The sequence below is a fragment of the Candidatus Binatus sp. genome (genome assembly GCF_030646925.1).
In the GTDB taxonomy this organism is placed as follows: Bacteria; Desulfobacterota; Binatia; order Binatales; family Binataceae; genus Binatus.
This window is the reverse complement of the sequence record NZ_JAUSKL010000078.1, coordinates 41,768-54,788: the sequence shown is the minus strand read 5'-3', so window position 1 is coordinate 54,788 and position 13,021 is coordinate 41,768. Positions and strand designations below refer to the sequence as shown.

General features: G+C 61.3%; 11 protein-coding genes. 5 read left to right on the top strand and 6 right to left on the bottom strand.

Features of this window, described 5'->3' with window-relative positions:
- Positions 1 to 45 precede the first annotated feature (45 nt).
- On the top strand, positions 46 to 240 hold the full coding sequence (locus Q7S58_RS13885) for a type II toxin-antitoxin system HicB family antitoxin (RefSeq protein ID WP_304826687.1): 195 nt from the start codon (positions 46 to 48) through the stop codon (positions 238 to 240).
- Between the two features lie 29 nt (positions 241 to 269).
- Here the strand turns inward: Q7S58_RS13885 and Q7S58_RS13880 are convergent, their stop codons facing one another.
- The 3 genes from Q7S58_RS13880 to Q7S58_RS13870 form a co-directional block, all read right to left on the bottom strand.
- Positions 270 to 1,565, bottom strand: coding sequence for an adenylosuccinate synthase (locus Q7S58_RS13880; protein ID WP_304826684.1), 1,296 nt, complete (start codon positions 1,563 to 1,565; stop codon positions 270 to 272).
- Between the two features lie 82 nt (positions 1,566 to 1,647).
- The gene (gene serA, locus Q7S58_RS13875) at positions 1,648 to 3,243 is read right to left on the bottom strand and encodes a phosphoglycerate dehydrogenase (RefSeq protein ID WP_304826681.1); all 1,596 of its coding nucleotides are present in this window, start codon (positions 3,241 to 3,243) and stop codon (positions 1,648 to 1,650) included.
- A gap of 6 nt (positions 3,244 to 3,249) precedes the next feature.
- Complete coding sequence (locus tag Q7S58_RS13870) at positions 3,250 to 4,392, bottom strand: alanine--glyoxylate aminotransferase family protein (protein WP_304826678.1); 1,143 nt, start codon at positions 4,390 to 4,392, stop codon at positions 3,250 to 3,252.
- 253 nt (positions 4,393 to 4,645) lie between these two features.
- Here Q7S58_RS13870 and Q7S58_RS13865 point away from each other — a divergent pair, with 253 nt between their 5' ends.
- Positions 4,646 to 5,683: a hypothetical protein gene (locus tag Q7S58_RS13865; protein WP_304826674.1), complete on the top strand. Its 1,038-nt coding sequence runs from the start codon at positions 4,646 to 4,648 to the stop codon at positions 5,681 to 5,683.
- 8 nt (positions 5,684 to 5,691) lie between these two features.
- On the opposite strand, the gene Q7S58_RS13860 is transcribed toward Q7S58_RS13865, so the two are convergent.
- The 3 genes from Q7S58_RS13860 to Q7S58_RS13850 all read right to left on the bottom strand — a co-directional run bounded on the left by Q7S58_RS13860 (position 5,692) and on the right by Q7S58_RS13850 (position 10,104).
- Positions 5,692 to 6,462, bottom strand: coding sequence for an enoyl-CoA hydratase/isomerase family protein (locus Q7S58_RS13860; protein WP_304826671.1), 771 nt, complete (start codon positions 6,460 to 6,462; stop codon positions 5,692 to 5,694).
- 232 nt (positions 6,463 to 6,694) lie between these two features.
- Positions 6,695 to 9,133: a leucine--tRNA ligase gene (leuS, locus tag Q7S58_RS13855; RefSeq protein WP_304826668.1), complete on the bottom strand. Its 2,439-nt coding sequence runs from the start codon at positions 9,131 to 9,133 to the stop codon at positions 6,695 to 6,697.
- Positions 9,134 to 9,252: 119 nt separating this feature from the next.
- Positions 9,253 to 10,104 (bottom strand): DUF3553 domain-containing protein, encoded by an 852-nt coding sequence (locus Q7S58_RS13850; RefSeq protein ID WP_304826665.1) that lies wholly within the window; start codon positions 10,102 to 10,104, stop codon positions 9,253 to 9,255.
- 128 nt (positions 10,105 to 10,232) lie between these two features.
- Here Q7S58_RS13850 and Q7S58_RS13845 point away from each other — a divergent pair, with 128 nt between their 5' ends.
- From Q7S58_RS13845 to Q7S58_RS13835, 3 genes are read left to right on the top strand one after another with little or no spacing between them, the layout of a single operon-like run.
- A complete protein-coding gene (locus Q7S58_RS13845; protein WP_304826662.1) occupies positions 10,233 to 11,096 on the top strand; it encodes a DegV family protein in 864 nt (287 codons plus the stop codon).
- Between the two features lie 11 nt (positions 11,097 to 11,107).
- Positions 11,108 to 12,235: an LLM class flavin-dependent oxidoreductase gene (locus Q7S58_RS13840; RefSeq protein ID WP_304826659.1), complete on the top strand. Its 1,128-nt coding sequence runs from the start codon at positions 11,108 to 11,110 to the stop codon at positions 12,233 to 12,235.
- A gap of 29 nt (positions 12,236 to 12,264) precedes the next feature.
- Positions 12,265 to 12,972, top strand: a complete 708-nt coding sequence (locus Q7S58_RS13835; protein ID WP_304826656.1) for an acetoacetate decarboxylase family protein — start codon at positions 12,265 to 12,267, stop codon at positions 12,970 to 12,972.
- Positions 12,973 to 13,021 lie beyond the last annotated feature (49 nt).

The following is a 13,021-nucleotide window of genomic DNA, read 5'->3' as shown; positions in this document are numbered from 1 at the left end:
CACTGCGCCGTCGGACGCTCATGCTGCATTTGATACCTTGGATGCATGAAAGTTTTCGTGACGCTCAAGCATGGCAAAGACGGATGGGTCGTTGCGGAATGTCCAGCGCTTACCGGCTGCGTCTCGCAAGGCAGGACCAAGGAAGAGGCGTTGGCAAACATTCGCGAGGCAATAGAACTAAGCCTCGAGACGCGTGGCGTCGAAGAGATGGCGTCGCAAATTGAAATCGTCGAAGTTTAGGCGGGTTCCCTAACAATCCAGTAGTCGCACTAGTCCGCGAACGGATTGCGCACGACGATCGTTGCTTCGCGCTCCTTGCCGACGCCGATCATCGCGATCGGCACGCCGACCAGTTCCGCGATGCGGTCCACGTAGTTGCGCACTTTCGCCGGCAATTCGGCGAGGCTCCGCGCCGACGCCGGACTCTCGTGCCATCCAGGCATCTCTTCGAAGATCGGCTTCGCGTTGATCAGCATCCGATGCGACGGCGGAATCCGATCGTAATGCTTGCCCTTGATCTGATAGCCGACGACGATCTTCAGCGGATCGATCCCCGTCAGCACGTCGAGCTTGGTCAGCGCCAGCGCCCACATCCCGTTGACGCGCGCGACGTAGCGCGCGAGCACAGCGTCGAACCATCCGATCCGCCGCGGACGCCCGGTTGCGCTGCCGAATTCGTCGCCCTCTTCGCGCAGCGAATCCGCGAGATAGCCGGTGAACTCGCTCGGAAACGGGCCCGCGCCGACGCGCGTCGTGTAGCCCTTGCTGATGCCGAGCACCGCGTCTAGATTGCCCGGCCCGATTCCGGTACCGCCGAACACCGCGCTGGCCACGCAGTTCGACGAAGTCACGTACGGATAAGTACCGTGATCGATATCGAGCATCGTGCCGTGCGCGCCTTCGAACAGCACCTTGCGGCCCGCGTCGATCGCGTCGCTGACGTATGCGCCCGTGTCGCACAGATACGGCATCAGACGCCGCCGCGCTTTCTTCATCGCATCGAGAATCTCGTCGGCCTTGACCGGTTTCGCTTTCAGGATCGCCTTAAGATATGCGTTCTTCTCCGCGACGTTGCGCCTGAGCTTCTCGCTGAAAAATTTGAAATCGAGCAGGTCTTCGAATCGAAGCCCGACGCGCGCCATCTTGTCTTCATAGGTCGGACCGATACCGAAGCCGGTCGTCCCGATCGCGCGCTTGCCGAGGCGCTGTTCGCGCGCGCGATCGATCGCGATGTGATACGGCATCACCATGTGCGCGTCGTAACTGATCTTGAATAGCGCGTCATCGGCGAGATGCCCGCTGCGTTTCAGATCTGAAATTTCCTCGAGCAGCGCGATCGGATTTACCACCAGCCCGTTGCCGATCACGCACGCCTTGCCCGGATGCAGCGCGCCCGCAGGGACCAGCCGCAGCACGAATTTCTTGCCGTCCACGACCAGCGTGTGCGCGGCATTGTTGCCGCCCTGGTAGCGCACGACGACGTCGGCATCCGCCGCCAGCATATCGACGATCTTGCCCTTGCCTTCGTCGCCCCACTGCGTGCCGATCACGGCAACTGTCTTCATCTCGTTCCCCCCGGCTGGCGCCCGTGGCGCCACCCCGCGCGCGCACCTGACCGAATCGACGATCAGCGCGCGCAAAAAATGTTCAGAGCTTCAGCAGCGTCGCCGCCGTTATCGCAGGCAGGGTTTTCAGCTTGTCGAGGACCGTCTGCGGCACCGGCTCGTCCACTTCGAAGATGCTGAGCGCGGTGCCGCCGACGCGATCGCGCCCCAGCTCGAGCCCGCCGATGTTGATTCCCGCCTGCCCGAGCATCGTGCCGACGGCGCCCACCACACCTGGCACGTCGCGATTGTGCAGCATCAGGAAATAGCCTTCCGGCACCGCCTCAACGTGATAGCCGTCGATTCGCGTGAGCCTGAGCGCGCGATTGCCGAGCACTGCGCCCGCAACTTCATGATCGCCCGCGCGCGTGCGCACCGTCAGCGTCAGCGTGTTCAAATAGTCGGTGATTTCGCGCGAGCGCGTTTCCGTCACGTTGATTCCGCGTTCACGCGCAATAAACGGCGCGTTGACGTAGTTCAGATCTTCGTCGAGAAATCCACTCATCAGGCCTTTGAGCACCGCGGCCGTGATCGCGTCGGGCTTGAGATTCGCCGCTTCGCCGCCGAACGCGAGCGTCAGTTCCGTCGGCGAATCCGTGATCAATTGCGCGGCGAGCCGGCCGAGCTTTTCGCCGAGCCTGAGATGAGGGCCCAGCACCTCGAGTTCCTTCGGCGAGAGCGCCGGAATATTTACCGCGCTGCGGATCGTTCCATCGATCAGGAACTCCGCCACTTGCTGCGCGATATCCACCGACACCTGCACCTGCGCTTCGTCGGTGGCAGCGCCGAGATGCGGCGTCGCGATCACGTTGTCGAATTTCAGCAGTGGATGATCGACTGGCGGCGGCTCCTCGACGAATACGTCGAGCGCGGCGCCCGCGACCTTGCCCGACGCGAGCGCGTCTGCGAGCGCGGCCTCATCGACGATCCCGCCGCGTGCGCAATTGATGATGCGCACGCCCTTCTTCATCTTCGCGAACGCCGCCGCGCCGACCAGTCCGGTCGTATCGTGCGTGAGCGGCGTGTGCACCGTGATGAAATCCGCGCGTTGAAACAATTCGTCGAGCGAGACCAGTTCGATGCCGGCGCGCGCCGCCGCTTCTGACGTCAGGATCGGATCGTATCCGATCACTTTCATCTTGAGCCCCAGCGCGCGATCCGCGACGATTCGCCCGATATTGCCGAGGCCAACCACGCCGAGCGTTTTGTTGCAAACCTCCGCGCCGGTGAATTTCCCGCGCTCCCATTTGCCCGCGCGCAACGCCGCGTTCGCCGCCGGGATATGCCGCGCGAGCGCCATCATCATCGAGATTGCATGCTCGGCGGTCGTGATGCTGTTGCCGGTCGGGCTGTTCATCACGACGATCCCGCGCCGCGTCGCCGCTTCCAGATCGACGTTATCGACGCCGACGCCCGCGCGCCCGATCACCTTGAGCGACGTCGCCGCGTCGATCACTTCGCGCGTGACGCGCGTGCCGCTCCGAATCAGGAGCGCTTCGTACGGCGCGATGATTGCCGCCAGCTCCGCCGGCTTGAGCCCGGTCTTGATGTCGATTTGCAGTTGCGGAAACCGCTTCAGAACCTCGATTCCTTGCGGCGCGAGCGAGTCGCTCATCAGTACGCGGAAAGTCTCGGCCATGTATTCTTAAATGCTCCGTGCGATTCGTGCTTGAACGGCGGCCACGCCGGCGCCCAGATTGATCTTCGCGCCGATCTGCTTGAGTCCCATCTCGAACGCCGCGATCGCGATCAACATATCGAATGGGCTGAGATGCCCCATGTGCCCGATGCGCGCGAGTTTGCCCTTCATCTGATCCTGCCCGCCCTGGATCGACACGCCGAGGTTGTCGCGCAGATATTTCACCAGCTTGCCGCCGTCGAGACCTTCCGGAATCAGGATTCCAGTGACTCCCGGCGCTGGATTGTCCGGCGACAACAGCTTGAGTCCCAGCGCCGCCGCCGCGTCGCGCGTCGCTTCCGCCATCAACGCGTGCCGCGCGTAAACATTCGCCAGGCCTTCGTCGTGGATCATCTCGAGCGATTTGTGCAGCCCGAAAATCAGCGACACCGCCGCCGTCCACGCCGTCGTATGCTCGTCGCGCTGCGCTTTCAGTTCCTTCAGCAGATCGAAATAAAACCGCGGCGTCTTGTTCGATTTCGCGACATCGAGTGCGCGCGCCGACAGTGCGACCATGCCGAGCCCCGGCGGCAGCATCAACGCCTTCTGGCTGCCGGTGACGAACGCATCGACGCCCCATTCATCCATCTTCTGCTCGAACACTCCGACCGACGTGATCCCATCGACGATCAGCATCCGATCGTGCCTGCGCGTGACTTCGCCGATCGGCGCTATCGGATGAACCGCGCAGGTCGAGGTCTCGCTCGCTTGCACCAGCACCGCGCGCGATTCGGGATACGCCTTGAATGCTTCCTCGATTTGCTCCGGATGCGCCGCGCGGCCCCACTCGACGCGCACCTCATGCCCGATCATGCCGAATGCCGCGAGCAGTTTGCCCCATCGCTCGCCGAATTTTCCGCCATTGACGAAAATCGCGTGCTCGCCCGGCCGCAACAGATTGATCACCGCCGCTTCCATCGCGCCAGTGCCGGTCGAGGAGAGCAGGATCACTTCCGATTTGGTGCCGTACAGCGGACGCATCCGCGCGCGAGCCTGGTCGAGCACCGCGCTGAATTCCGGCGTCCGATGATGAATGATCGGCCGCGACATCTCGAGCAAAACTTCCGGCGGCACTGGCGCAGGCCCCGGCGTGAACAAATATTTCTTCATGGGTGGCGTGTTTGAACCAATTGCAAGTTAGATCAATGAGGAGGCCGGCGACCTTCGCGCGCAGCCAAAAAAAAGCCTGGTGCCCGCGCATGCAGGTCGCCAGACCCCGATTCGTCCCGGCTGCACCGGGTCCCCGTCCCCACCTTTGGGATAACGGAGCGGTCAGGGAGAGTCAAGGTGATCCGCGACGACGCGGCCACAGTTCGCATTGTAATGATGCGGGGGCACTTGTTAAGTGTTTGCGAGTTGCTCGATGCCGATTGAATGCGAAATCCGTGACGGCGCGCTGGTCTGGATCAAAAATCCGGTCAGCGGCGTCATTTCATACGTCGTTGACGTCAGCGGCAAAAGCTTCGCCTTCACCCTCGGCGGCCGCGATCCCAACGTTGACGCGTCGCAGCACTTGAGCCCCGAAGCGATTCGCCACGCGACCGAGGCTTGCCCATTCTGTCCCGGCAATGAGGATTCCGCACCGCCCGAACTCTTCCGCCTCTCGCTCGAGGACGTGCCCGAATGGTCCGGCTTGAAGGCCGCGCCGCATTCGCGATGGGTGATGCGCGTGTTCAACAATCTATTTCCGCGCATCCCGTCCGAACTCACCGGCGATCGCAACGAGTCGTATATCGTGGTCGAGGACCCGCGCCATTTTATCGATTCGCCGCGCACCGCCGCCGATTTGATGTTCACCGGCACGCTCGGCAGCCGCCATTTCATTCACCTGTTGCAGACCGACGCATTCGTGATGCGCCGTGCGCTCGAAAATCCCAACATCTGCTCCGTCGTGATAAGGAAAAACCAGGGCCGCGAATCCGGCGCCTCGCAGCCCCATCTTCATCAGCAGATCTTGGGCTCGCCCGAGCCCTTCCCGGCCGTGGTCGCGGAAGCGCGCGCCGAACGCGATCATCCGCATCTATGGCAGGAGATCATCGCGCTGATGGATCGCCTCGGCCTCGTCATCGATCGCACCAGCAATATCGTCAGCTACGCGAGTCCGATCGGCGCGTTCCCGCGCAGCTACGACGTCCTGATGCCGAATTTTCGCGGGCTTCTGTGCGAGCTCTCGAAGGACCAGATGGTCGAATTCGGCAACGCGATCTATCGCGTGCTCTCGACGCTCGGGCCGTTGCCGCTCGACTACGAAATCCATCAGGGCGAAGGCTTGCCGCTGCATGCGCATCTGAACGCCCGCCTTTATCCCTATTCAAATGTCGCCGGAACGCTGAATCTGCCGAGTACGCTGCTGCAAAGCGCCGCCGCGATTCGGAGCGCGCTCGCGCGCCACCGCGAATAGCGAGTCCTCTACTCGGCCTTCCAGGCCGGCTTGCGCTTCTCGAGAAACGCGCGCACGCCTTCTTTCGCGTCTATGCTCTGACGCACCGACGTCGCCATCTTCAGCATGTCGTCGTGCCACGCGTTGAACGATTCACTCATGCACCGCCGCACCGTCGCCTTCATCGCGCGGAGCGAGAGCGGCGCGTTGCCCGCGACTTTCTCGGCTAGCGCGCTCGCGACTTCGTCGAGCTTCGCAGCCGGCACCACGTCGTGAACCATGTTCATGTGGCGGCTACGCTCCGCGTCGATCAAATCGGCGGTGTAAAGAATCCATGCGGTGTTGGCCGAGCCGCAAACCTCGATCAGCTTGCGCGTGAAATCGTACGGCACCATCAGGCCGACCTTGCCGAGCGTCATGCCCAGTCGTGCGTTGTCGGCCGCGATTCGAAGATCGCAATGCAACGCCAGTTCTAGTCCGCCCGCCAGCGCCGCGCCTTGTATCGCCGCGATCGTCGGCACCGGAAAGCGCTCGAGGCGCCCGAACACATATTCGAGCGAATTGGGATTGTGCCCCGAGGCCGCTTCGTCCACTTCCTTGAGATCGATTCCCGCGCAGAAACTGCCGCCCTCGCCGCGCAGCAGCAGCGCTCGGATCGTTTTGTCGTTCTCGAATTGCGCAAGCGCGCTGTTGAGCGCGTCGATCAACGGTTGGTTGAGCGCGTTGCGTTTCTCGGGTCGGTTCAGCGTCAGCGTCGCGTAGTTCTGATGACGCGCGATTTTAAGCACTTCGTCGGCCATGTGAGTCGCTCCTAATGGATGGTAAGAGATGTCGCTTACTTCGATTATAATCCGCCGCGAGCATCGCACGCCGCGCCGGATTCCTTCAAGCATGCGCGCGTTAGCTGCGGAGCCGGTTGGGGTCCCCGCTGCTTTTGGCCCCCCTATTTTTACTAACAGCGCGTAGCGCGCATCTTCTTGCTACGGGAAGGTCGAAACCCGTAAGGGGTTTCGACCTCTTATTCTTCGCTCTCTACGCGACGATGCTGAGCATCTTGTCTTTGACGAAAATGAACTTCCGCGGCGTCTTGCCCGCGAGGTTGCGAATCACCGCCTCGCTTCGGAGCGCCAGATCGCGCACCTGCGATTCCTCCGCGCCGACCGCCACCTGCAATCGATCGCGCACCTTGCCGTTGATTTGCACGACCACCGTCGCCATCTCATCGCGCACAAGATTCGCGTCGAACTCCGGCCAGCGCTCCAGATGCACCGACGTACGATGCCCCAACTCGCGCCACAATTCCTCGCTGACGTGCGGCGCCATTGGCGCGAGCATCACCACGAACGACTCCGCGACGAAGCGGCCCATCTCCTCGGGCGTCAGCTTCGCGACGTAATTCAGATGATCCATCAACGTCGCGAGCGCCGTGTTGAAGCGCAATCGCTCGATATGATCGGTGACTTTCTCGATCGCCTTATGCGTCTGCTTCAGCGTCCCCTCGCTCGGCCGCCCGTCCGGGCACCCCGCTTCGACGTAGCGCCGCATCATCGACCACACCCGCGTGATAAACCTGAGCGTGCCCGACACTCCGCTCTCGTTCCAGTTGGTCGCCTCGTCGTACGGGCTCATGAAAAGTTCCCACAGCCGGAGCGCGTCGGCGCCATACTTTTCGATCATCGAATCAGGCGTGACGACGTTGCCCTTGCTCTTCGACATCTTCGAGCCGTCGGTCGCCCACACCATCCCCTGGTTGCGCAGCATCGGGAACGGTTCGTCGAAATTGATCATCCCCGCGTCGAACATCACCTTGGTCCACATCCGCGCATACAGCAGATGCATCACGGCGTGCTCCGCGCCGCCGACATACAAATCGACCGGCAGCCAGTAATCGACGGCCGCGCGCGCAAACGGCTCGCGATCGTCGTGCGGATCGGCAAACCGCATGAAGTACCACGAGGAACATGCGAAGCCGTCCAGCGTGTCGGTCTCGCGCTCGGCGGGACCGCCGCACCTGGGGCACGTGGTGTGGACGAACTCGGCGACGTTGGCGAGCGGCGAGCGCGCGGTGCCCGACGGCAGATAATCGGTCATCGCCGGCAGCATCACGGGCAATTGATCCTCCGGCACAGGCACGACGCCGCAATCGTTTTTGCAGTACATCATCGGGATCGGACATCCCCAATAGCGCTGCCGCGAGATCAGCCAATCGCGCATCCGGTAGGTGACCGTCGCGCGCCCGATCTCGTGATCCTCGGCATACCGCGCGACCGTCTTGATCGCGTCGGCCGTCGGCATCCCGTCGAGAAATCCGGAGTTGATCGCGACTCCCTGCTCGATGAACGCTCGATCGCCGGGCGCCTCGCTGCCGTCCACGGGCGCGGTCACGCGCGGAATCTCGATTCCGTACTTCGTCGCGAACTCAAAGTCGCGCTGGTCCTCTCCGGGCGCGCCCATGATCGCGCCGGTCCCGTATCCCATCAGCACGTAATCCGCGATCCAGATCGGGATGTCTTTATCGGTAAACACGTTGTGCGCGTATGCGCCGGTGAACACGCCGGTCTTTTCCTTCGCGGTGGACATCCGCTCGATTTCGCTCTGCCGCCGCGCGTCCGACGCATACGCTTCGACCGCCGCGCGCTGAGCGGGCGTCGTGATCTCCGCGACCAGCGGATGCTCCGGCGCGAGCACCATCAACGACACGCCGAACACCGTGTCGGGCCGCGTCGTGAAGAAGCGAACTTCCTTGCCGGGATTGCCTGTGATCGGAAAGCCCAGCTCGGCGCCTTCGCTCCGCCCGATCCAGTTGCGCTGCATCAGCTTGATCGGTTCCGGCCAGTCGATCTTGTCGAGGTCGGCCAGCAATCGATCCGCGTAGTCCGTAATCTTGATGTACCACTGCTCGAGATCTTTCTTGCTGACCGGGTTGTCCGGATGCCGCCAGCAGCAGCCGTTGACTACCTGCTCGTTGGCGAGAATCGTGCGGCACTTATCGCACCACCACTGCGCACCCGTCGCGCGATACGCGAGTCCACGCTTGTACAGCAGCAGAAAGAACCACTGCGTCCACTTGTAATACTCCGGCGCCGACGAATTGATTTCGCGCGACCAATCGTACGCGCATCCCGAGATCGTAAGTTGCCGCTTGAAGTTCGCGGCGTAGCGCGGCACCGTTTCCGTCGGATGCGATCCCTTGAGAATCGCTTCGTTCTCGGCCGGCAAGCCGAACGCGTCCCATCCCATCGGATGCAGCACGTTGAAACCCTTCATCCGCTTGTAGCGGCCGATCACGTCGCACGGAACGTAGTTGTGCAGATGACCGACGCTGAGTCCCGCGCCCGACGGATACGGAAACATCTCGAGGATGTAGTACTTGGGCCGCGCCGGATCGGCACCGGCGCGATACAGATCGGTGCGCTCCCATTCGGCCTGCCATTCGGCTTCGATTTTCTCTGGATCGTAACGTTCTTCCATGATCGCGATACGCCAATGCCCTCAGTCCGCCGAGTCTATCCTGCCGCCCTAAATCGTCCAACCAATCGACTCAGCAATTCCGGTGCGGTTGGACCCATCGTCAGGTGTCCGTCTATAGGTCACGCCTGGCCTTCGCCCGTGCACCAAATGAACGATTGAACATCGATCATGTCGCGAGGTTTCAGATCGATGAGCTCGTTCTTCAGATGTCGTGAAAATACCAGGAGTTTCTCGTACGTCAGCCAATTCAGCTGTGGTTTGTAGTTCAATTCAAAGGCACAAATAGCCGCGGCCTTCGAAGTAACGACTGGCTTCATGAACATGTATTCGTCTGGGTACATAATAAACTGGAAATATGTGGCAACGGTCCATTTCGCCGCTCCAATTTCATCAAGCATTCCGCAGAAGGACGTGAAGCGCCGTTGAAGGGCTCCGTCGCCGAAGAGCAGTTCGAAAAGAGTTGAGGAGAACCTTTCCTGAAAAGCCGGAGTTCTCACTCCGTCCGAAAAATTCATCTTTTCGTTGGGAAACACCAAGTTGGTCGCCTGAATTACTTTTCTCGCATTCTCGCAAACACCGGCAAAGTCCTTCGATTCAAGAGCCTTTTCAATGGTTTTGCGACTAAGTAGTTTTTCCGCTAACTCGTGCGCTCCAACCTTGTAGTTTCTCTCGGTCATCAGATATTTCTCACCATGAAAACCGCCGGGAAACTGCTCGAGAAATTGCTTCTTCAACACAGCCAATGTCCTGTACGAACGTTCTAGATCCGGATCGATGTCTTTCAGGTTGTCCAGAATGGCATTTGCCGCTTCTGCGCCAGTCACAACTACGATACTCGTCGGCAACGAGATCTTTTTGATCCCGACATTGATGAAGAAAATTCGAACTCTTCCGCCCACCGGATCCTCAAGCACTCTGCCAAGGCCCCACTCGGGCACGGCTTCGTGTCTGACGCGATCGTTCTTTTTCATCGGGTTGCCCCCTTGTCGAAAGCTCGATCAAGCTTAGCTGCGGCACACTCTGCATCGAGATTCCTTGACCGGCGCGACTGCTCACGCTATTTCACTCGAATGCCATCGCCCGAACAACTGGTAGGCAAATGACGCAGACACTCTCAATCGTATGCGATAGCAGCGTCGATCTACCCGCGGCGGAAATCAGCCGTCTTGGAATCGAAATCGCTCCGCTCCAGGTCGCCTTCTCGACGGAATTTTTTCGCGACGACAACTTGAAGCGCCCCGAGTTCTACGCGCGATTGAAGGGCGAGCCGCGCCTCCCGATTATCGCCGCCGCGATGCCCGCGGATTTCCTCAGCGCATACCGCAAAGCGCACGAGCGCGGTGCGAGCGTGCTCTGCCTGATCAATCCGTTCGAATCGTGCTCGACGTACACCGCCGCCTACTCCGCTGCGGTGGTCGCGAAGCGCGACAACCAGATCATCGTCGATGTCCTCAACACGGGCCGCGCACTGACCGGCCTCGGCGCCGTATGCGTCGAAGCCGCGGGGATGGCGGCCAAAGGCGCGACGCTCGCCGAAGTCGTCGCCGCGATCGAGGAAGCGACGCCGAAAATCGACACCTACTACGCGCCGCCTACCACCGAATATTTCGAGCGCGACGGCCGCATCTCGATCTACGAAATGCAGGTCGGCAGTCTCAAAGGGATGCTCCCGCTGATTCGCGTATGGGGTCGCGTCGCCGTTGTCGATAAAGCCAAAACACAAGCCGAGAACATCGCGAAGATGCTCTCCCGCGCCGAGGCCGAGCTCGACGGCAGCGACGCCACCGTCATTGTGACGCACGCCGACAATCCGGGCGGCGCGAACGATCTCGCCGCGATGGTGAAAAAACGTCTCCGATGCACTAATCTGATCATCACTGAACTCGGTCCTTCGGCTGGCGCGTATTGTGGCGCCGGTACCGTCGGCCTCGGCTATTGTCCAAGCCTGGTCAAGCTGAACTGAAGAGGTGCGCCATGAAATTCGGAATCTTCTACGAACACTCGGTGCAGAAACCCTGGACCCGACAGTCCGAATTGCGCGCCTATCATCAGGCGCTCGAGCAAATCGAGCTGGCCGACGAACTTGGCTTCGACCAGGTGTGGGAAGTCGAGCATCATTTTCTCGAGGAGTATTCGCATTCGTCGGCGCCCGAAGTTTTTCTGGCGGCCGCCGCGGCGCGCACCAAGCGGATTCGTATCGGCCAGGGCATCTCGGTATGCCTCCCGCCGATGAATCATCCCGCGCGAATCGCCGAACGGGCCGCGGCGCTCGATTTGATTTCGAATGGACGCCTTGAATTCGGCACCGGCCGCTCCGCGACGTGGGCTGAAGTCGGCGGCTTCGGCATCGATCCCGACTACACCAAGGAAATGTGGGACGAAGTCATCCGCGCGATTCCCAAAATGTGGACCGAAGAGGAGTTCGAGTGGAACGGCAAGTATTTCAAGATGCCGCCGCGCAACATCCTGCCCAAGCCGATCCAGGACCCGCATCCCCCGATGTGGGTCGCCGTGTCATCGCCCGAGACCGCGGTGCAGGCCGCCGAACGCGGCATCGGGATGCTCGGCGTCACGCTCGGCACGCCCGCCGACTACAAGCGCTTGGTTTCCGATTATCGGCGCATCATCAAGCACTGCGATCCGGTAGGCCTATTCGTCAACAACCAGGTCAACGCCGCAAGCTGGCTCTACTGCGGCGAGGATGAAAACGAAGCGCGCGAAGTCGGCGGGATGGCCGCCTATCACTTCTTCAACACCGCGGCGCATCTGGTGGGTCTCGGCGGGATTTGTCCGTCGCATGCGTACACCGCGCTGGCCAACGCGACCGCGCTGCTCAGCCAGGCCGAGATTTTCTCGATTCGTGAAGGATTCCCGGTCGGCACTCCCGATCAGATTATCGAGAATCTCCGCTATTGGGACGAGGTTGGCGTCGAGCGTGTCTGCTGCATGATCAACTTCGATCAGGTGATTCCGCAAAAGAAAGTGCTCGCGAGCCTCGAGCGCTTCGCCAAATACGTGATGCCCGCGTTTGCCGACGACGCCAAACCCAGCGCTCCTTCCGACACTTCGCGCTGTGGTCCCGAAGCGCCGCCGATGGCCTAACGCGGAGGCCGTAGCTCAGGAGTTCACCAATGCCCGATCCAGGACGAGCACCGCACGAAAAATATCGCGTGACGCTCCCGACGCCACGCCCGCAATTCGCCGCGCTCCCGTGGAATTGCGACACTGTCACGATGCTCAACGTGTACTTCGAAGTCCGCAAAGACGTCCTGCTCGATCGCCTCCCGCCCGAGTACAATCGTTCAACGCCTGCCTATTGCCGCCTCGTGATTACCGACCATCGCGAGTCGCCGATTGGCCCGTTTCGCGACGCGTTTCTCGCGCTCGGATGCCGCCTCACGATGGCGCCGGCCGCATTTGTCGCCGCCTCGATCACCGACAATCAGGACGCGCTCGCGGCAGGCCTGCTCGAGCGCGGCTTTCCTTCGATGCTCGGCAAGATTGATTTCGAAGCGGGCGTCGCGAGTGCCCACGCACTTATCAGCGACGCGCACGGACCGCTGCTCGAACTCACGATGCCGACGCTGCAAACGATCGAGCCAAGCCGCCTCGCCTACGATCACGTCGACGCGATCGTGACGCGCGACGACGGCGCCATCGAGCTATTGATCACCAAGCCGGACATGAAGATCGTTTCCGCCGCGATCTGCAAGGATGCGCGCATCGAGTATCCCGTCGAGCGCGATAGTCCGTGGCAGATACTCAACTGCCGCAATCTCGTAAGCGCGCAAGTCGTCCGCGGCTCGAGAATTTTCGCCGCGGGAACAAAGCCGAACTAGTCGCGCAATCTCGCCGTGAACCTCTGCGACTCTAGCGCATAGAGCGTGC

What these genes read in the sequence shown, in the direction of transcription:
- Q7S58_RS13835 (WP_304826656.1), top strand. Translation starts at nt 12,265, where the DNA reads ATGCCCGATCCAGGACGAGCACCGCACGAAAAATATCGCGTGACGCTC.
- Q7S58_RS13850 (WP_304826665.1), bottom strand. Translation starts at nt 10,104, where the DNA reads ATGAAAAAGAACGATCGCGTCAGACACGAAGCCGTGCCCGAGTGGGGC.
- Q7S58_RS13880 (WP_304826684.1), bottom strand. Translation starts at nt 1,565, where the DNA reads ATGAAGACAGTTGCCGTGATCGGCACGCAGTGGGGCGACGAAGGCAAG.
- Q7S58_RS13860 (WP_304826671.1), bottom strand. Translation starts at nt 6,462, where the DNA reads ATGGCCGACGAAGTGCTTAAAATCGCGCGTCATCAGAACTACGCGACG.
- Q7S58_RS13840 (WP_304826659.1), top strand. Translation starts at nt 11,108, where the DNA reads ATGAAATTCGGAATCTTCTACGAACACTCGGTGCAGAAACCCTGGACC.
- Q7S58_RS13870 (WP_304826678.1), bottom strand. Translation starts at nt 4,392, where the DNA reads ATGAAGAAATATTTGTTCACGCCGGGGCCTGCGCCAGTGCCGCCGGAA.
- Q7S58_RS13865 (WP_304826674.1), top strand. Translation starts at nt 4,646, where the DNA reads ATGCCGATTGAATGCGAAATCCGTGACGGCGCGCTGGTCTGGATCAAA.
- Q7S58_RS13845 (WP_304826662.1), top strand. Translation starts at nt 10,233, where the DNA reads ATGACGCAGACACTCTCAATCGTATGCGATAGCAGCGTCGATCTACCC.
- leuS (WP_304826668.1), bottom strand. Translation starts at nt 9,133, where the DNA reads ATGGAAGAACGTTACGATCCAGAGAAAATCGAAGCCGAATGGCAGGCC.
- Q7S58_RS13885 (WP_304826687.1), top strand. Translation starts at nt 46, where the DNA reads ATGAAAGTTTTCGTGACGCTCAAGCATGGCAAAGACGGATGGGTCGTT.
- serA (WP_304826681.1), bottom strand. Translation starts at nt 3,243, where the DNA reads ATGGCCGAGACTTTCCGCGTACTGATGAGCGACTCGCTCGCGCCGCAA.